Source organism: Enterobacter cloacae complex sp. ESBL7 (genome assembly GCF_041679625.1).
Classification (GTDB): domain Bacteria; phylum Pseudomonadota; class Gammaproteobacteria; order Enterobacterales; family Enterobacteriaceae; genus Enterobacter; species Enterobacter asburiae_B.
In genome coordinates this window covers 79684-98500 of record NZ_JBGORN010000007.1, presented here as the reverse complement: position 1 = coordinate 98500, position 18817 = coordinate 79684, and the positions used below count along the sequence as shown (strand labels likewise).

Below are 18817 nucleotides of genomic sequence, written 5' to 3'. Positions count from 1 at the left end.
AGATGAGATTTGTTAAAGCTACATATAACGAAACATTAAAAACGGTTGAGTATGAGGCTAACGATGGTTCCCGTTTACTAAAAACCGGAGGTACTCTTAACTGGCGATTTAATAACCCTGGAAATCTTATGGCGACAAAGGATGCTAGTAAGCAGGCGGGAAGGATTGGTTCTGCTATTGTTCATAATCCAGAAGCGAATAAGTTTGCAATATTTGCAAGCATTTCACTCGGGGAGAAAGCTAAAAACAGGTTGTTAAAAGAACAATACAAAGATAAAACAATTCCTGAAGTCACGGAAAAATACTCACCTTCTGAAGGGGGGAATGATCCCGTAGAGTATGCTAATTTCATTATGAAAGAAACGGGGATACCGGATAATAAAAAAGTCGGTGATCTTGATGATGAGGACTTTGGAAAGCTTTTAAAAGCCATTAGCAAACAGGAAGGTGGTTTAAAGCCGGGAACAGAAAAATGGGTTTACGTGACGAATATAACAGTTTCTGATGGTGCCCGTCCTGTTGCTGATGTGCCTTTTAATGTCACTCTTGACAAAACGACTTACGAATGGAAAACGGATACCTACGGGAAATTAAAACCAATCATACACATGAAGAAAGGTATGGTTATTACCATCAAATATGTGAACTCTGCTGGTAAGGAAGATATTGTTTACTCTGCAATTGCCGGAGATGAAACGAAAAATGTACTCATCACACGTCAGTTCTCACAGTTTACTGCCAGTACTTTAGTCCGTACACCAAAGACACCGAGAGAGAAAAGTCAGCCAAAACCAATTAATTACATTGTGAGGTCTGGTGATACGTTGTCCAAAATTGCTACCCGATACCAGGTAAGTGTGGGTGAACTGGCGAAAAGCAACAACATCAAGGATGTGAACAAGATTTACCCCGGGCAGACTATCGTCCTTTATCATCAATCAGTAGCGGTTCAATCAACGGACAAAACGAATTCGGTTAGATCGACTTTACCAGACTCAGCGACCAAAGATAATCCGACACCACCGACAGTACAGAAAGTCGCAGCTGTTACCCATAAAGTGAAACTGGAACCGGTTGGTAGCAAAACATCAGGCAATCCGATCGCGATTTTACCTCATGATCAACGTGAAGCTCCATGGATGGCTATTGCTTTTCATGAGGGGGCCGAGGTATGGCACTGGGGAGTAAATAAAGAAGGGTATAAAAACATTAACTATCATGCTGAAACGGGAGCCCCATATAAAACTATGGTGGGTGACGCTAACGCCTGGTGTGCCTCTTTTGTCAACTATTGCCTGAAGAAAAGTGGTTATTTGATGTCAGGTAGTGCAAATTCACAGTCATTCGCTCATAGCAATAATTTCGTTAAAATTGATGAACCTGTATATGGCGCAATTGTTGTATTCCACAAAAAAGGGACGAAAGGAAGTGGGCATGTAACAATGGTATATTGTAAAATGAAGGATGGTGAAATTGGTGTTTTAGGAGGAAACCAAGGGGATAGTGTTACTATAAATCCAATGTATCGAGTATATTCAGGCGAAAGTTCAATATTAAAATATGAATTGGTTGGCTACTATGTTCCGATTAATTACTACCCAGAGGCCAATAAAATATTGAAGAAGGGTGGTGATTTACCACCAACTTACGATAACATTAGAGCTTTAAGAAAGCATCTTGGATTCCCTACTCATTCAACGCATGAAAATAAAACGCGTTAATATGTTAAGGTGAAAATTATGAGGTATGTATTCCTTTTGGTCCTTCTGCTTACTACTGAAGTTCATGCTAGTAGTAATGATTGTTTTAACAAGGATGATGTTTCTACTATATCTAAATTATTTCTCGCTAATGACAAACTTAGTCTAAAAAACTTAGCCATTGACTCAATTAAATCCGATCTTGTTTCTGAGGATTTCTACACTAATGATAACGTGACTCTTAGAAATGTATCTGAGGTGGACTATAGATGGAGTAAGGACAGTAAAGTTGCTAACCTATCTAACTCTGCAAAGTCTTTTCCTGAAGGTAACGTTTGTGTAAGGTTGGTTATGTTTTCTTTACCAGAAAAGATTAGAATAAAATGTGATGATGATGGGGCTTATGGTTATTTTTTTGATTTCAAAAAGAAAAGTGGGACAGTGATATTGTCAGACTTTGATTCTGAAGTTAGCTACTCTGGTGCGGTGTTATCCTGCAAGGCAGCAAATAAATACCTAATGCTTCGGTAGTTTTTAACAACATTTACAGCTATTTGTTATTAATAATTCTGACCTTAAAGAAGTTTAGATGCACTAAATATCAAAGTTTAATCAAAAGGCAAGGAGGGTTTTAGATGAAATACAGGCTCTGTTTTTTATTTTTACTTGTTAACCTTTCAGCCTTTGCCAAGGAAATATTGTTATACAAAACATGGGATGATCTTGCAGGACACCATGAAGTAACTTTTACACGTGGCGACTTAGCATCTGATGAATTTGGTGGTGGAAAATATTTAATTGTTGAGCAAAAAACAGGGGCGCATCTCGACTGGCATTTAAAAGATTATTTAACAGAGTGTGATGCTGATAAAATACTGGATTTAGCTAATGGCTCTGTGGAGTTTAAAAATGTCTTCAATGATGGGGTTATGACTGTATTATTTGCCTACAGAATAGGGTGTGTAGGTGGGATTGATGCTGTTGATTTAAAATACTTCGCTTATCACAATGGGATTAAATACTCTCTGCGAGGGGAAGAAAATATTGTTGTTAGCAATGATGGCAATAAGAATGATAAACCCAGAAATCCTGTCCCAGACTACAACCTTAGAACAACCAAACCATTGCTGAGCTACATGATTAATAAATGGCCTTTAATTTCAGTAAGAAAATTACCTTAGGCCAAAATGGGTGTATGAAATAAACGGTTTTTTAATAAAAAATCCACAACTAGCTGATATGCATTAGTTTATCTGAACATGGTAATGCAAACTGGTGTTCGGTGGTTATCAATTAAATAAAGATAACGATGAAATACTCCTTAAAAAATCCCCCTCCGGTCGCGTACCGACCGGATCCGCTAACAGCGCTGCCCTGGCTGCTGTTTTTCCTTTTTTTAATCGTAGCAGGGATTATCCTGACCCGCGTGATCGGTAAGTATACCGATGTATTGTCATTCTGGATGCTGGCGACAGGTGGTGCTATTGCCGTCTGGTCGTGCTGCTTTATCGGCTACCTCCTGTTCTGGCTGATACAGCACATCATTGCCAACGGATATGACACCGAGCGCGAAGTATGGATGTGGCAAAAGACTTGTCAGAGCCGTCGGGCCCTGCAGGTCCTGCAGGCTAAATTTATTACCGCTTATCCCGATAACTCAGCCACGCAGCCTCCGCTGGAAGCAATGATGGCAAACGACAGAATCATTGCAGCGCAAACTGACCGTGGTGGTAACAAAGGTATCAACCATTCGCAACTGGCAGCAAAGCGGACCGACACAGTGAAGGACATCGTTACCCGGACGGTAACTGATTTGTTGCTGGAGATAAAGACCCCACTGTTACAGCTTCCCCCCACGCAACCAATCAATATCCTGCTGGAAAGCACCTCATCGCTCAGTGCTGATGAGGTGAAGTCTGTATTTGTCGCACAATGGCAGGCCGCCGGGTTGATGAATCCCTTTGTCTTCATCGCCGGAAGCGGCGTGCAGGTGGTGGAGCACTGGCTCGATCACTGCATTCGCGAAAAAGCCCTTCTTCTGGTCCTGGCGCTACAGATTGATCCTGAACAGACCGACAACACTGGCGAAGCGGCGGTGGCATTGTTACTCGGAAATCGCCTGACGCAGACCACAATTACCCCCACGGTGCTGCTACACCGCCCGGATCGTTCGTCAGCCGATACGCTGGACACCGGCATGAAACAGGCAGCTTATCACGTACCGTTGCACGGCGATGACGTTCAGTACCTCTGGTACTCCGGGCTGACGCCTGCGCAGTGCTCAGCCGTGATGACCCACAGCAATGCTTTCCCTGCCGGTGCTGTTGAACAGGAAAATCTTATTCAGCCTGACCGCTCCATCGGACAGGCCGGGGTGGCAACCTGCTGGCTGATGTTTGCCGCCGCAGCGAACGCCGCCGATATAACCGGACATCCCCATATGGTGATAACCGGGGACAGCAAAACAGATGAGATATGGAGCGCCATTATCGCGCCGGTTGATTTCCACCAGGAGAAGGACGCTTGAAACGTTACAGGTCACTGATTTTACCCTCATCGGGGGAAGTCACTTTTGTGTGCATCCTCACCGTTTTTTTTCTTGTCGTGCTGGGACTGGGTTATGTCTCCTGGCATGACCCCGCCATGCTGGGGCTGGTTCAGGGGAGTGCACAGCAGCAGCGCTGGATGAACATTACCCTTACGCTCTCTGCCGTCCTGTTCTTTTTGCTGCTGATGTCGGTCTTTGCCTTACGTCGTGCAGGTAAAGGGACGTTTAACAAGAATGCGGGCGATAAAGGCGATGACGATGTGGTTAAAGCTCAGGATGCTGCGGTTGCGACGGTACTGCCGCTCATCTCGCAAATCCGCAGCCATCTGCATTTTCGCTATCACACCTTCTGGCGTAATAAGGTCACTCTGTTGCTGGTGGTCGGTGATGAAGCCACCGTCAGCCAGCTGGTTCCCGGCCTGGTGGCTGCACAGTGGCAGGAGGGTAACCGCACCGTGCTGATTTACGGTGGTGACCCTGCTGAGGCGGTGGACAGTGAGCGTTTCACCGCCCTGCGCCAGCTGCGTTACGGTCATCCGCTTGACGGCATTATCCGCGTGCTGGGTGCAGAGCAGACAATGACCCCGGCGCTCAGCGATTCGGATTTACGCTGGCTGGAGCAGGTGGGGGGATTGTTGCGCCATCAGCCGCCGGTCTGGCTCTGGCAGTTGTGTAAAAGCAAATGGTCGCAGGCAGGACGTGTCCCCCAGCCGGTGGGGATTTCCCTCTCCCGTCAGGCCTCCGCAGACGAAGTGGCGGCACAGCTGACCGGGCTGTTGCCACAGCTGCGTGAACAGGGGATGGCGCAGATTGCGGTTAATCCACAGCATGACTTTCTGCTGCGCCTGGCACAGTCGCTGACGGACGGGGAGATTGCACACTGGCAGCAGCGTCTGGTGCCGTGGTATTACGCCTCACAGCAGAAGGTTCCACTGGGCGGTGTGATGTTCAGTCTGCCGGAGTCTGCCGCCGCAGAGGCGCAACCGGTCACCGCGCTGCATGTGCTGCCGCCTTCAACGCTCTGGCCGGGTATTACTGCGGCCTGTCAGCAGGTGCGGGGCTCCCGTCCTGTCACCGCACGCGAAAGCTGGCTGCCGCGTGCAGTGTTGCTGGCAACCGGCTGCTGTGCAGCGGGCATGGTGCTCTCCTTTGTCCTCAACCGTCAGCAGATTATCCTGGTCGCGGACCAGGCGCGGGCACTGGTGGCGCATCCGGCGGTATCGGATGCGCAGCTCACCGCGTTGCACGACCTGCGCAATCAGGCCGGGCGTCTGCAGCACGATGTCCGCTCGGGAGCACCCTGGTATCAGCGCTCTGGCCTGAATCATGCACAACCTCTGCTCGACGCCCTGATGCCGTGGTATATCGAGGCAAATAACCGTCTGCTGCGTGACCCGGCCACGCAGGCGTTGCATCAAAAACTGCGTCATTTTGCGGACCTGCCTCCGGCAAGCCCGCTGCGCTCACAGCAGGCGAAGCCCGTCTATGACCAGCTGAAAGCGTTACTGATGATGAGCCGCCCCGATAAAGCGGAGGCGGCGTTTTATGCTGCCACGATGAAAACCGTACAGTCCGCACGGCCTGGTATCTCGCCGGGGCTGTGGCAGAGCCTGGCCCCGGATTTGTGGGCGTTTTATGCCGCTGAACTGGCCGGGCACCCTGAGATGGCGATAAAACCTGATGCAGCGCTGGTCTCGCAGGTTCGCCAGAGTCTGCTCCAGCAGCTCGGCAGGCGCAACGCCGAAGGCACCCTGTATGAGAATATCCTCACGCAGGTGCGTCACAACTACACCGATTTGACTCTGGAGGACATGACGGCCGGTACCGAGGCCGGTCGTCTGTTTACCACAAAAGAGAGTGTGCCGGGGATGTTCACCCGCCGGGCCTGGGAAAATGAGGTGAAGGACGCCATTGACCAGGCGGCTTCTGCCCGTCGCGAAGAGATTGACTGGGTGCTCAGCGACAGTCGTAAACCGGTGACCGGCGACGTTTCACCGGAGGCACTGAAGGCCAGGCTGACGCAGCGATATTTCACCGACTTTGCCGGAAGCTGGCTCGGCTTCCTCAACAGTCTGCGCTGGGTACCTGCCCGCAACATTGCCGACGTGACCGACCAGTTGACGCTGATGAGCGACGTGCGTCAGTCGCCGCTGATTGCACTGATGAACACCCTGAGCACTCAGGGCCAGACCGGTCAGCAGGGCATCGGGCTGTCGGACTCGCTGATGAACTCGGCGAAGAAGCTGATAAAGCGTGACGATATCCCCGCCATTGACCAGCAGGCCGGACCCACAGGTCCGCTGCAGGAGACCTTTGGCCCGTTACTGGCGCTGACCGGGAAAAAAGACACCGACGGTGCTGTCAGCACAGGTGGTACGCTGACCCTCGCGGAATACCTCACGCAGGTCACGCGAGTACGTCTTCATCTGCAGCAGGTGGCAACCTCACCGGACCCGCAGGCGATGATGCAGACGCTGGCACAGACGGTGTTTCAGGGGAAAAGCGTGGACCTGACCGACACGCAGCAGTACGGCACGCTGATGGCGGCGGGGCTGGGTGAAGAGTGGCACAGCTTCGGGCAGACCGTGTTTGTGAGACCGCTGACCCAGGCCTGGGAAAACGTACTCCGCCCGTCTGCAGCAGGACTGAACGACCAGTGGCGGCGTTCGGTGGTTACCGGCTGGGATGCGGCCTTTGACGGCCGCTATCCGTTTGTGGCTGCCGGAAGCGATGCGTCGCTGCCGGAGCTGGCGGAATACATCCGCCAGGGCAGCGGCCGTATCGACACCTTTTTAACCAGCCAGCTTGCCGGGGTACTGCATAAGGAGGGTAACCGCTGGGTGCAGGATAAATCAGCCAGCCAGGGGCTGACGGTGAACCTGGCGTTTTTGAAAGCCATCAATGAACTGAGCGGTCTCTCGGCGGTGCTGTTTGCCGACGGCGGCCAGGGGCTGAGTTTTGACCTGCAGGCCCGGCCTGTGCCCCGGGTGGTTGACACAACGCTCACCGTTGACGGGCAGGTGCTGCACTACTTTAACCAGCTTCCGGAATGGCAGGCGTTTCACTGGCCGGGCGAGACTTACAGCCCGGGCACCATGCTGACCTGGAGTACCACTACCACCGGCTCACGTCTCTACGGGGATTACAGCGGGATATGGGGGCTTATCCGCTGGCTGGACCAGAGCCAGCGCCAGCAGCTTGACCCACACCGCTGGATGCTTAGCATGAAAGCCCCAGACGGCAACACCCTGCAGTGGGTGCTGCGCCCGCAACTTGGCAGCGGCCCGCTGGCGCTGTTGTCCCTGCGCGGCTTTACCCTGCCGGAGCAGATTTTCCTGGCAGGGAGCACTACGCCCCCCCAGGTACAGGCGGATGACGATGATGATGAAACTGACGGGATGGTGCCATGAGTACGCTTCAAAAACTGGTGGTTGTCTGTCAGGCGGATGCTGACCTGCTGAGGCGTCAGGCACAAATAAACGCAGAGCGCTGGAATACCTGGCTTCTGCCGCTGAGTGAGTCTGCGCCAGTCGGGGAAGACCCGGCGTATGATGATGACTTTCAGCAGCTTCGCGAGGAAATCAACCGCCTCTCCGGGATAGATACATCGCAGATTGTCGGGCTGGCCGAAAAACTGCTGACCACCGTCTGCAAGGATATTCGCGTGGCGACGTTCTGTGCCTGGGCTCGTCTGCAGGAGGAGGGTGACAGCGGACTGGCGGAAGGGCTGGAGCTGATGGCCGGTCTGCTGCAGCGTTTTGGCCCGGACCTGTATCCACAGCGTGCGGCCAGTCGTAAAAGCGCGCTGGAATGGCTTTCCGGCCCGAAAATGCTCGACAGCCTCACCCGCTGGCCTGAGGCGGATGTGCTCATGACGCAGCGTATTGCCGGGGCCCTGCTGCTGGCGGAATCCGCGCTGCTACCCGAAGAGGTGGCGTCGTCCCCGTTTGCCGGACTGAGCCTGGCGTTGTTGACCCGGCTTGAGCGTAGCGGCGGTACACAGGACCCGTCGCCCCTGCCTGCCGGAGAAACAGTAACGAATGCCACAACCTCACCACTGGGGGGAGTATCCGTATCGACCCGAATCACCAACAGCCGCGAGCTGCTCGACCAGGCCCGCCTGATGGCGGCCTGGCTGCGTGAACAGCCGCAGGGATGGCTCGCAGGCCACCATCTGATGAAGGCCGTACGCTGGGCACCGGTTAACCAGTTACCGGCGCTGGACGCCTCCGGCAGAACCCGTCTGGCGGTACCGAAACCGGAGCACCGTGCACAGCTGAAGCGTCTTTTTCTGCAGCAGTCATGGACGGAACTGCGGGCACTCACCGACGACCTGTTTATGCAGGGCGTGAACCATCTGTGGCTGGACGTGCAGTGGTACGTCTGGCAGGCGCTGGTGAACACCGGCAACGACAGCGTACTGGCCGATATTGTCCGCAACGACCTGCTGGGGTTACTGCGCCGTCTGCCCGGACTGGAAAGCCTCACCTTCAGTGACGGCACCCCCTTCGCCGATGAGGTGACGCTGAGCTGGATACAGCAGCAGGTGCTGAATGAAGACAGTGACATGCTGGTTCAGCAGGTGACGGCCACAAGCCACACCGATAATGACATTCTGGCGCTGGAAAGCGAAGCGCAGGCAATGGCTGACAGCGACGGTCTGGACGCCGCGCTGAGCTGGCTGCAGCACCGCCCCGGCGTGGTCACCGACCGCGACCGCTGGCTGATGCAACTGCTGATGGCCCGTCTGGCGGAACAGTACGGAAAAAATGCGCTGGCCCTGCACCTGCTGGGTGAACTGCATACCCGGTCCCGTGACCTCACACTGCGTCACTGGGAGCCGGAGCTGCTGTTTGAGGTGAAGGCCCGGAAACTCAAACTACTGCGTTTGCAGGCCGGGCGCAGCGAAACGGAGAAAACGCGACTGCAGCCGGACATGGAGGCACTGCTCGCCGGACTGGTTGCACTCGATCCGGTACGGGCTGCCGTACTGTGTGGATAATCACAACTGAATAAGGAGAAACACAATGGCAACTGGCTATTACCTGGCGCAGGGGGATAAAACCTCCTGTGGTGGCAAAATCACGGGCGGCACCGCCGACCATCAGCTGCCCGGTAACGTGGCAGCCTGTGAGGGCGATCCGGTCACCTGTGGTCAACATGCCGGTACTTACAAAATCACCGGGGGGATCCCGGGCGATATCGTTCACGATCGCCACATGGCCGGAACTCTGCACAGCACCAGTACCTGCCCGTGTAAGGCGCATTTTATTCCGTCAGTGACGACCGATACTTACGAATAAACGCTGACGAGGTGCCCTTTTAAAATAAAACAACAGATGTTAATCCATTAATTATCAAACCTGTTGCTGAGCTGTATTTGTAAGTGATTTTTTGTTTTTTTATTTTTTAATGGGAATGCGGCAAGTTTGATTGGTGAGAATGCTTACTCATGACGTCAATGAATGTAAATTTGAGTGTGAATGGTTTTTAATCAAGGAAGGGAGTGACAATGAATAAATTTTTTAGGATTATGTTAGTGGTTGGTCTGGTATTTATTGGGGGCGCGGGATATCTGTCTTACACCGATTACTTATTTCAGAGTACGGCACTGCATTCCACAGGTAAAATAACAGACCTTCGTTACAGTAAAAGTCATGATTCATCGGCGGTCTGGTATCCGCAAATTACTTTTACAGATGAACAGAATGAAAGAGTCATCTTTGAATCCTCAACAGGCAGCTCTTCTTATCGCAATAGCCTTGGTGACAGTGTCGATGTTCTCTATCAACATGGCGATGCCAAAAATGCGAAAATCAATGATGTAACAGGGCTCTATCTCGGTCCTGCTGTCCTCGGTGTTTTGGGGGGCGTATTGCTGTTTTTTGGCCTGGTGAGTTCACGTTTACTGAACAAAGGAAGCAAGCACCGTACGTTGATGCGAAGCGGCAAGCCACTGACGGCGAAAATTATTGCAGTGGAGCTTAATGATTCCATTAGCTTTAATGGTCGTTCGCCATGGAATATTGTCTGCCAGTGGTTAGAGCCACAAACCAACACGGTTCACGTTTTCACCAGCGCCAACTTTTATTATGACCCATCCCCTTTTATTTCAGGTGAGAGTTTAACGGTGTATGTCTCACCTGATAATTATAAGAAATACTACGTGGACATTTCTGCTTTTCCCAAAAAAGCGTAACGACGTTCAGAACAAGTACATCGTCGTGCTGCGCAACGTAAATATGCCTTGAGACAATGAATTTATGGATGATGTAACCCTGCGTTATTTTGACGCGGAAATGCGCTACCTGCAGGAGGCGGGAGAGGAGTTTGCCCGCGCCCACCCTGAGCAGGCAGCAATGCTGCTCCCCGACCGGGTCGGTGCACGCGACCCGTCCGTCGAACGTCTGTTTGAAGGGTTTGCCTTTCTGATGGGACGCCTGCGGGCGAAGCTTGATGATGACCTGCCAGAACTGACCGAGGGGCTGGTCAGTCTGCTTTGGCCCCACTATCTGCGTGCCATTCCCTCGCTGTCTGTGGTGGCCTTCACCCCGGACTGGCAGGTCATGAAAGATCCCCTTACACTCCCCAGGGGTTTTGAGGTGATGTCCCGCCCTGTGGGTGAAAAGGGCACCCGCTGCCGTTATACCACCACCCGGGAGGTGAATCTGTTACCGCTGTCGCTTGAACAGGCCACGCTGACAAACGACACCGATGGCCGCGCCATGATCCGCCTGCGCTTCGCCTGCAGCGGACTGGCCGACTGGAGCAAAACGGATGTATCCCGTCTGCCGCTGTATCTGAATGCCGATCCCGCTCTGGCCTGCGCCCTGCACGAGGCCCTGACGCTGAATGTGGCAGACATATGGCTGCGTTTACCCGGTGAAGCGGATCGTCGTCCGTTGAACGGGTATTTTGCGGCGCAGGGATTTGGGGAGGATGACGGGTTGTGGCCGCAGGGCGGCAGCAGTTTTGCTGGCTGGCAGCTGCTGCAGGAGTATTTTACCTTCCGCGAAAAGTTTATGTCGGTCTGCCTGCGGGGGCTGGAAACCGTCGAATTACCCGAAGTACTTTCCGGGTTTGAGCTGGACGTGGTGCTGAATAAACACTGGGAGCATCCCTTTTCGTTCCAGGCGCGGCATCTGCAACTGAACAGTGTGCCGGTTATCAATCTTTTTCCGCTGGAGTCAGATCCGCTGAGTATCAGTGCCCTGCAGACGGACTATCAGTTGTGTCCCATGCGTATTCAGGACGGCCATACCGAAATTTACTCGGTAGATACGGTGCTCTCCGGCAGCGGACACCGCTACGTGCCATTTTCCAGTTTTCGCCATAAGGGCGGGATGATGCGCCATGCCGCGCCGGAATATTATTACCACACCCGTGTGCGCCGGGGCGCATCCGGGCTGCATAACACCTGGCTGATACTGGGCGGTGAGGGGTTTGACACGCTGAGCATCCCGGATGAACACCTGTCACTCAGCCTGACCGCCACCAACGGGCAGCTCCCCCGGCGGGCGCTGGAAAACAGCGTGCTGGATACCGTGGTGAAAGGCACAGAGGTGGCCCTGTCCGTACGTAACCTGTGCGCGCCCACTCAACCCTGTTATCCCCCGGATCGCGATCGCTTTCACTGGCGCGTACTGAGCCACCTGGGGTCCGGTTTTCTGTCGATGATGGATAACGCCGAGGTGCTGCGCGGGACGCTGGCGCTTTATGACTGGACCGGTGAGGAAATGAACCGCCGTCGGCTGGAGGCGATAATTGACGTCAGACACAGCGAAACTGAACGCTTCCATCAGGGCTATCTGCTGCGCGGCGTATTGATTGAAGTGACGCTGGACAGTACGGGCTTCACCGGTCGCGGGGATATCTGTCTGTTTGGTGAGATGCTGAGCCGATTCTTTGCGCTCTATACCGACATTCATTTGTTTAATCGCCTGGTCTTTATTCTGCAGCCAACCGGAGAACGCCTGGAATGGGAAGAGAAACATTCGCGACGGATACCCGGTTAAATCCGCGCCTGGAGGCGGACATCACCCGGGTGGGATTTTACCGGCTGTGCCAGATCCTCGAAAAACGGCATGCCGGTCATCCGCCAACCGGCAGCACGTCGAACCCGGCTGACGATCCGGTGCGTTTTTATCCGCATCCCGGTATGGTCTTTCCGGCGGGTGAAGTCAAAGCGGTGGAGTATGACGACAGTGATCGTCACGCCCCGCCGGTAATACGTACCACCTTTCTTGGACTGTATGGCGTGGACTCGCCGCTGCCGACCACCTGGATTGATGACATTGTTACCCGGCGGGAAGGCCATGAGGCGATGCAGGGGTTTCTCGACATCTTCAGCCACCGCATCATGACGCAGTTCTACCGGATCTGGCGCAAATACTCGTACCCGGCCACCTTTGAAGCCGGGGGCAGTGATGCCATTTCACAGTCGTTGCTGGGACTGGTGGGGCTGGGGATCCCCGGTACGGCAAGCCACATTGCCACGCCGGTGTCGCGCTTCCTGGCGTTGCTGAGCGTACTGCGTCTGCCGGGACGTACCGAAGCGGGGATCAGGGCAATCGTACATCTGCTGGCACCGGCCACCACGGTTCAGGTGTTGCCTTACAGCCCGAGGACGGTGCCGGTGAGAGAACCGCCGGAACTCACGGATGAAGGAAGTATTCTGCTGGATGGCAGCCTTCCGCTGGGGGATGAGCTGACGGAGCTGAACAGCCAGATACGGATTGGCCTGCGTACCGCTGATGAAGAGGAAGCACAGTCCTGGTTTCCGGGCGGTGAGTTATATCATGATTTTCTGGTGATGCTGCGTGTCTATCTCGGCTGGCGCTGCAAAGCCCGTATCACGCTGACACTCAGCACGGCATTGCTTGCCGTTCGACCGCTGGGTGACACCGGGTTTTCACTCGGGATGAGCGGCGTACTGAGCGTGGACGGCCCTGTTACAACGGACGATATTCCGGATGATATCCCGCCCGATTTTACCCTTGAACTCTGCCATTACCACGGGCTTACACCGGCGGTATCAACGAAAGGAAACACGCGTGTTATCTATCAGTTCGACTAAAGGGTATTACCTCCTCCTGCTGGCGGTGCTGTTGTCAGGCTGTGGGCTGGCCCAGCGGACCTCAGAGGGCACGGCTTCAACCATGAAAGCCATTTTCTACAAAAAAATCACCACCCTGCATCTCGATATCACCGCCCGCGAGGCGCTGAATACTGACGCGATGGAAAGCAGCCATATCTCCGAGCCGGTGATGGTGCGGGTATACCAGATGAAGGATCGGAAAGCGTTTGACCTGGCGCTGTATCAGCAACTGGTGAAAGACGACAGTGGGGTGCTGAAAGGTGACCTGCTGAGCCAGCATGACGTGGTGCTGAAACCCGGTGCCGACGAAGCGCTGAATCTGCCGATGGACCCGGAGGCGAAGTTTGTGGCGGTGGCGGCCTTCTTCCGCCAGCCGGACGACGCGAAGCAGAACTGGCGTCTGGTGATTGACCGGGAAGCGCTGGATCCGGATAAAGCACGGATCGTTGAAGCCCGTGATAACTTGCTGACGCTGCTGCCGGTGAAGGAGTAATAACATGCGCCGTCCGTCTCTGTACGAAAAACTCTATGGGCATTTTGCCGGTGGTCTGCCCCTGGGGCAGGTTAGCGAAGAAAACCAGTACATTCTGTCGGTGCTGGATAACCTGCAGCGGGTGCTCAATACCCGGGCTGGCTCGGTGGCGCATCTGCCGGACTATGGCCTGCCGGATATGACACTGATACTGCAGGGGATGCCCGGTACCGCCCATGAGCTGAAAACCACGCTGGCAAAAGTGCTGCTGAAATACGAGCCGCGCATTCAGGACATTCATGTGGTGATGCTGGAGCAGGCCCAGCCCGGTGAGCTGCGCTACGCCATCGAGGCTGAGATGCCGGACGGTGAACTGGTTCGCTTTGGCACCGAGTTTATGTCCGAAGGCAAAGTTCTGCTCCGCCACCTGAAGCAACAACGTATTCTTCCCTCCTGATTAAAGGTACTGACGCTATGTTTTCCCGACACCTGCCCCTGCATGCGGGCCAGGACCCGCGCGCGTGGTCTGAATACACGCAACTGCGCGATGAACTGAGCAAGCTGACCCACCCGGCCAGACCCGACGTGGACTGGCAAAGCGTGGAGCAGCTGTGTGTGACCCTGTTTCGCCACAATGGTACCGACCTGCAGACGGCGGCGTGGTTTTGCTGTGCCCGCCTGCAACGTTCCGGCCTCACGGGGCTGTCGGAAGGTCTGGAGCTGGTGGATTCATTGATAACGCACCAGTGGAGCGTCATGTGGCCTCCCCAGATGCCGGTGCGCAAGGACATTCTGGTGTGGCTCAGTGAACATCTGATGCTGAGCCTGCGCCGGTTTACCCTCAGTCATCAGGACCTGCCTGCTATTTATCGTCTTGAGCAACAACTTCGGCACCTGTGTGACCTGCTGCAGCGTCTGGTGCTTCGCCAGGTGAGTAAAATGGATGCACTGCTGCACTGGATGCACGCGGCGGTGGTGAGGCTGGAGAACGCAAAAGATGCCCCCTTGCCCCCGGCCGTTGAGTCTTCATACCTGCATACCTCCCGTGCGATACCGGAGAGTATCGGGCAACCCTGTGGCAACAGTGAACCGGTGGTACTGGTGGTGCGGGATGATGGTACACAGCACATCACACAGACCTCCATCCTGAAGCGTCATCGTCGCGGTGTGTGGACGGGATTTGTCGGTGGTGTCGGCGTAACACTGTTGTTCACGGCGCTGAGCGCCTTGGGCTGGCAGCACTGGCAGGATAATCAGCCAGAAACCCTGATTGACGCGTCGCTCTCTCCGTTGCCGGTCGTGCTCTCTGCCTCTGAACAGGGGGCAATGATTGAAGACAATGCCGCCGCGTTACAGTCACAGGGGCGTGTTATTACGGAACGCACGCGTCGTCAGCTGGATGTGGTGGCAGGTCTTTCCCCGTCATGGTCGCAGGATTACGGCTTCGCGCTGGTGGCGCAGACGCAGCGCCTGTGGCCACATCAGCCGGAAACGGCAGCGCTTGCGAAGCAGTGGCAGCAACAGGTGGAGGCAAATGCCCTGCCGGAGGCGCGTCTGCAGGGCTGGCATCAGGCGATGGGACAGTTGCAGTTGCTGATGGAGAAACTCAACAGCACCGATATACAGCGAGGAAAATACCTGACGGTCTCGGAGCTGAAATCCTCGGTGTTTGCTATCACGCAGACGCTGAGCCAGAACGTGCCGCTGGAAGAACAGTTACGTCAGTTGTCACAGCAAAAAAAAGAGAACGGCAATCAGCCTACCGCAGAACAGCAGGCAGAACAGAATCTGCGACAGTTGCAGAACCGTTATGTGTTGATTACCCATGGCGGCTCGAGTGACTGAATAATGAAAATGAAACCGAATCCATCATCAGTGGGTGCTGCAGAAAAAAGTGCCACGCGCCGTAATCACTATGTGCAATGGACGCTGGCAGAAATTGCCTTTGTTGAGAAACACTACGGCAAACTCCCGGCGCGGGAAATAGCCACGACTCTGGGAAGAGGGGTGGCTGCGGTCAGGTCGATGGCATTAAAGATTGGTGTTGGTCGCCCGGGAGCGAAACCCTGGGATATGTGGGAAATTAACATCATGAAAAAACATTACTCTCATGGTGCCGGTATCGCCATGGTGAGGGCATTGCTGCCGCACCGTGATATGGAGTCTATCAGGAAACAGGCGGCCAGGGCAGGTCTCACCGATGTGCGGGAATGGCATCCTGACGCCATCGCATTCCTGAGGGAGCATTATGGTCGTATGCCTGTTGAGGAGGTTGCTGCAGCCCTTGATAAAAGTGTCAGTGCTGTGAGGAACCGGGCAAATGTACTTAAGCTGGGGAAAACGCAACTGAGTAGGTGGACCCGTGAGGAAAACGCGATATTGACCGGGCATTATGGTAACTCAGGTAACCTTGATGCCATTCATTCACTGTTGCCCCATCGTTCCAGAAAAGCCATTGAGGCGCAGGCTGCCAAATTAGGGTTAACACGAGCGCAGATATGGACACCCGAGGAGCTCAGCATTCTTCAGCAGCTTTACCCGATACTGGGAAGAAAGTTGACCAGGGTATTGCCCGGCAGGACGAACAGTGCGATCCACCACCAGGCAGAGAGACTGGGATTGCGACGATACGCTAAAAAGCATAGCGGTAAGCCTGAACATGACAAGGGGTAATGGTTTAATCATTATTAACGGTGGGAATTACTTAGAAAACACATTCTCTCTATTTTGAAGTTTGCGAGGAAAATGGGCTTTATTATGGTTTTTATTTTTCTTTTTCTTTCCTGTTGCGCCGATATATAGCATGATTCCCTCATGTGGATGGAGTAAAGGGAATAGTGTTCATTATGGTGGTTTGTAAATATTAGCAAGCACGATGATGAGGAGTAATGATGTTTATCTGGACAGCGAATTTATCAATGTGAGCTAACGGGGAAACAATGATTCGTCATATTTTATTTATTACATTTACTGATTGTGCTCTACCGGAACAAATACTGGCCGTCAGAACGGCATTTCTGCAGATCCCCGATCGGATTGAAGGGGTTACAAGTGTGGAGTGGGGCGTAAACGACAGTCCGGAAGATAAGAATGCAGGGTTTACTCACTGTGTACTGATGACGTTCGCGAATGAGACAGCTCGCCAGCGATATCTGCCACATCCTGTACATGATGATCTTAAAACGATATTTCGACCGATTCTACAGGATATCATGGTGCTGGATTATACCCTGGCGCCCTGATTAATTTTTTCTGTAGATTGGTAACACGATGAATTTGAGTGAAATGACACAGACGATGACGGATGACGCAAAACGTATTATGGCCGCATTCAGAGAAGCACCGGTCATGACGTTACAGGCAGTCACCACCATGACAGGCCTGAGTGAGCACACCACGCGATTTATCCTGGAGCAGTTGCGGCAGGCCGGGTGGGTTATTAACAGACATGAACGCTGGAGTCTTGCTGAGGGGGATATTCTCTCGAGCCGAGGCGATGGGGGTACTCAGCGGTCGGTTCTGGCGTGAAGACGAACTTCGTATTCTGAAAGCACATTATCCCCTGCTGGGTAAGAAAGTTGCCCACCAACTGCCAGGCAGAAATGAAGTCAGTATTCTGATAATGGCAGGGCGGCTGGGTCTGAAGAAATCCCGTGAAAGTCGGGTCGGGTTTCGTCGCTGGAGCGATGAGGACTGGGCGCTGCTGGAGAAAAATATGCACCTGAGCATAGCAGAACAGCAGGCCACAATTTTTCCTGACAGGACTCAAAGAGCGGTTGAAAAAGCGTGCGAACGGCTTATACGCGGAAAAGGAAATGATGGAAGTCGTACCTGATGTAAAGGTCTTTTCGTAGGTCATCAAGCATGCGAAAGTAGCCGATAAAACATTTAATGCTAACTTTCCTTGTGTTCGGAGGTAAATATGAAATCGTTGCAGTCGGCATTGTAAGGTTATACTGGGTTTATGAGGTTTATGAGGTTTATGAGGTTTATGAGGTTTATGAGGTTTATATTTGTAATGGTCCATTCTGATCTGGAATAGCAGGAGTAGTTGTGGCTGGAGTATATGGTATCAATTCCCCGAAAAAAATGTTTGATCATCTTAAATGGAAAGTATCCATTTACGGAGAAAACCCAACAGATGAGCATTTAACTGATGTGTTATTTCCACTTATTCATTTACGAGAATGGGTTTACCCTGATGGGCATAAGCGACTAAAGAAGTTACCGGAACAACTACGAACACGTGAGGAGTTGCTCTTTGGGAAGTTATATAAAATGCATGAATTCAGGATGATACTTAGTTTATTTAATAAGGCAAAGCACTTTAAAGATAAAGGCAATACCCCTGCGATGTCATCGGTACAAAACGCTCGGGTAGGATTGATGCGGTGCGGTGATCGGCTTAATAGAAAATACCATCTGGTCGATGGTAGAGATATCCGCGAGTATTTCAGCACAGTAATAGAAATGTACAAGGCATACTTTGATGAAATATCAGAGTAATCACATTGTTCAATTAGGCTTTGATGTAATTAAAAACTAAATACTGGAGGGAGTATGAATGAGAAACTGAAAAAAGCATTGGATTATCTCTGTGTTGTTAACAACGTATCCGCTGGAATGCTTTCTCACCCACTTGACGAAAGCAGAACAAAAGAAATGTTTAAATTTCTTCATTCAATAGGTGTTGAATTAGAACAACAGGCTATTCGTCGTTGGGCTGTTGAAAAAAAATGGGAGAAAGTAAGTGTAAAAGAGCTTACAGATTTAGCCCATAAAATTAGCTCAGGCAAGAGAGTTGTAATTAATTACCCCGGACGATTGGGGGATAAAATACTTTCAGAATTAAAATCCATGTAGTGATTGCCAATACCGTCCGCTTTTCGCTGTGAGTTCAACCGATGGATGCAACACACTTGTTGAATCGCTCTGCGGGTGAGCTATAGTCTAGCGTTTTTCTCGAGCTTTCGTTGAGCTGAAAGGTCAAGTCTGAGCTA

At 52.6% G+C, this 18817-nt stretch carries 18 protein-coding genes; all 18 read left to right on the top strand.

Annotated features, from left to right (window positions below; all coding sequences use genetic code 11):
• Positions 1-2 precede the first annotated feature (2 nt).
• The 18 genes from ACERY3_RS19565 to ACERY3_RS19480 all read left to right on the top strand — a co-directional run bounded on the left by ACERY3_RS19565 (position 3) and on the right by ACERY3_RS19480 (position 18680).
• Entirely contained in the window at positions 3-1721 is a 1719-nt protein-coding gene (locus tag ACERY3_RS19565; protein ID WP_373226307.1) for a TIGR02594 family protein, read from the top strand.
• Between the two features lie 18 nt (positions 1722-1739).
• Positions 1740-2231, top strand: a complete 492-nt coding sequence (locus ACERY3_RS19560) for a sugar ABC transporter permease (protein WP_373226306.1) — start codon at positions 1740-1742, stop codon at positions 2229-2231.
• A 104-nt stretch (positions 2232-2335) separates the two neighbouring features.
• On the top strand, positions 2336-2881 hold the full coding sequence (locus ACERY3_RS19555; RefSeq protein ID WP_373226305.1) for a M949_RS01915 family surface polysaccharide biosynthesis protein: 546 nt from the start codon (positions 2336-2338) through the stop codon (positions 2879-2881).
• Between the two features lie 128 nt (positions 2882-3009).
• A complete protein-coding gene (locus tag ACERY3_RS19550; protein ID WP_373226304.1) occupies positions 3010-4227 on the top strand; it encodes a hypothetical protein in 1218 nt (405 codons plus the stop codon).
• Entirely contained in the window at positions 4224-7658 is a 3435-nt protein-coding gene (locus ACERY3_RS19545) for an ImcF-related family protein (RefSeq protein WP_373226302.1), read from the top strand. The genes ACERY3_RS19550 and ACERY3_RS19545 overlap by 4 nt, the downstream gene beginning before the upstream one ends.
• Positions 7655-9250 carry a type VI secretion system protein TssA gene (gene tssA, locus ACERY3_RS19540; RefSeq protein ID WP_373226301.1) on the top strand — a complete coding sequence of 532 codons (1596 nt, stop codon included), beginning with the start codon at positions 7655-7657 and terminating at the stop codon, positions 9248-9250. Before ACERY3_RS19545 ends, tssA begins: the two co-directional genes overlap by 4 nt.
• Before the next feature lie 25 nt (positions 9251-9275).
• Positions 9276-9551 (top strand): PAAR domain-containing protein, encoded by a 276-nt coding sequence (locus ACERY3_RS19535; protein ID WP_332908677.1) that lies wholly within the window; start codon positions 9276-9278, stop codon positions 9549-9551.
• Between the two features lie 209 nt (positions 9552-9760).
• Positions 9761-10447, top strand: a complete 687-nt coding sequence (locus ACERY3_RS19530) for a DUF3592 domain-containing protein (RefSeq protein WP_373226300.1) — start codon at positions 9761-9763, stop codon at positions 10445-10447.
• A gap of 64 nt (positions 10448-10511) precedes the next feature.
• Entirely contained in the window at positions 10512-12263 is a 1752-nt protein-coding gene (tssF, locus tag ACERY3_RS19525; RefSeq protein ID WP_149330376.1) for a type VI secretion system baseplate subunit TssF, read from the top strand.
• Complete coding sequence (gene tssG, locus ACERY3_RS19520; RefSeq protein ID WP_373226298.1) at positions 12227-13324, top strand: type VI secretion system baseplate subunit TssG; 1098 nt, start codon at positions 12227-12229, stop codon at positions 13322-13324. The genes tssF and tssG overlap by 37 nt, the downstream gene beginning before the upstream one ends.
• Positions 13302-13838, top strand: coding sequence for a type VI secretion system lipoprotein TssJ (gene tssJ / locus ACERY3_RS19515; RefSeq protein ID WP_262484706.1), 537 nt, complete (start codon positions 13302-13304; stop codon positions 13836-13838). Before tssG ends, tssJ begins: the two co-directional genes overlap by 23 nt.
• A gap of 4 nt (positions 13839-13842) precedes the next feature.
• Positions 13843-14274, top strand: coding sequence for a type VI secretion system baseplate subunit TssE (tssE, locus tag ACERY3_RS19510; protein ID WP_149330373.1), 432 nt, complete (start codon positions 13843-13845; stop codon positions 14272-14274).
• 17 nt (positions 14275-14291) lie between these two features.
• The gene (locus ACERY3_RS19505; protein WP_373226297.1) at positions 14292-15662 is read left to right on the top strand and encodes a VasL domain-containing protein; all 1371 of its coding nucleotides are present in this window, start codon (positions 14292-14294) and stop codon (positions 15660-15662) included.
• A 3-nt stretch (positions 15663-15665) separates the two neighbouring features.
• Complete coding sequence (locus tag ACERY3_RS19500; protein WP_373226296.1) at positions 15666-16490, top strand: hypothetical protein; 825 nt, start codon at positions 15666-15668, stop codon at positions 16488-16490.
• Between the two features lie 266 nt (positions 16491-16756).
• Positions 16757-17059 carry a Dabb family protein gene (locus ACERY3_RS19495; RefSeq protein WP_373226295.1) on the top strand — a complete coding sequence of 101 codons (303 nt, stop codon included), beginning with the start codon at positions 16757-16759 and terminating at the stop codon, positions 17057-17059.
• Between the two features lie 206 nt (positions 17060-17265).
• Positions 17266-17652, top strand: coding sequence for a hypothetical protein (locus ACERY3_RS19490; RefSeq protein ID WP_373226294.1), 387 nt, complete (start codon positions 17266-17268; stop codon positions 17650-17652).
• Positions 17653-17870: 218 nt separating this feature from the next.
• Entirely contained in the window at positions 17871-18323 is a 453-nt protein-coding gene (locus ACERY3_RS19485; RefSeq protein ID WP_373226293.1) for a hypothetical protein, read from the top strand.
• 54 nt (positions 18324-18377) lie between these two features.
• A complete protein-coding gene (locus tag ACERY3_RS19480) occupies positions 18378-18680 on the top strand; it encodes a DUF1889 family protein (protein ID WP_373226292.1) in 303 nt (100 codons plus the stop codon).
• Positions 18681-18817: the final 137 nt, after the last annotated feature.

Bases quoted from the DNA above. Each gene is read 5' to 3' on its own strand.
- ACERY3_RS19565 (WP_373226307.1), top strand. From the start codon at position 3: ATGAGATTTGTTAAAGCTACATATAACGAAACATTAAAAACGGTTGAG.
- ACERY3_RS19560 (WP_373226306.1), top strand. From the start codon at position 1,740: ATGAGGTATGTATTCCTTTTGGTCCTTCTGCTTACTACTGAAGTTCAT.
- ACERY3_RS19555 (WP_373226305.1), top strand. From the start codon at position 2,336: ATGAAATACAGGCTCTGTTTTTTATTTTTACTTGTTAACCTTTCAGCC.
- ACERY3_RS19550 (WP_373226304.1), top strand. From the start codon at position 3,010: ATGAAATACTCCTTAAAAAATCCCCCTCCGGTCGCGTACCGACCGGAT.
- tssA (WP_373226301.1), top strand. From the start codon at position 7,655: ATGAGTACGCTTCAAAAACTGGTGGTTGTCTGTCAGGCGGATGCTGAC.
- ACERY3_RS19535 (WP_332908677.1), top strand. From the start codon at position 9,276: ATGGCAACTGGCTATTACCTGGCGCAGGGGGATAAAACCTCCTGTGGT.
- ACERY3_RS19530 (WP_373226300.1), top strand. From the start codon at position 9,761: ATGAATAAATTTTTTAGGATTATGTTAGTGGTTGGTCTGGTATTTATT.
- tssF (WP_149330376.1), top strand. From the start codon at position 10,512: ATGGATGATGTAACCCTGCGTTATTTTGACGCGGAAATGCGCTACCTG.
- tssG (WP_373226298.1), top strand. From the start codon at position 12,227: ATGGGAAGAGAAACATTCGCGACGGATACCCGGTTAAATCCGCGCCTG.
- tssE (WP_149330373.1), top strand. From the start codon at position 13,843: ATGCGCCGTCCGTCTCTGTACGAAAAACTCTATGGGCATTTTGCCGGT.
- ACERY3_RS19505 (WP_373226297.1), top strand. From the start codon at position 14,292: ATGTTTTCCCGACACCTGCCCCTGCATGCGGGCCAGGACCCGCGCGCG.
- ACERY3_RS19500 (WP_373226296.1), top strand. From the start codon at position 15,666: ATGAAAATGAAACCGAATCCATCATCAGTGGGTGCTGCAGAAAAAAGT.
- ACERY3_RS19495 (WP_373226295.1), top strand. From the start codon at position 16,757: ATGATTCGTCATATTTTATTTATTACATTTACTGATTGTGCTCTACCG.
- ACERY3_RS19490 (WP_373226294.1), top strand. From the start codon at position 17,266: ATGAACGCTGGAGTCTTGCTGAGGGGGATATTCTCTCGAGCCGAGGCG.
- ACERY3_RS19480 (WP_373226292.1), top strand. From the start codon at position 18,378: ATGAATGAGAAACTGAAAAAAGCATTGGATTATCTCTGTGTTGTTAAC.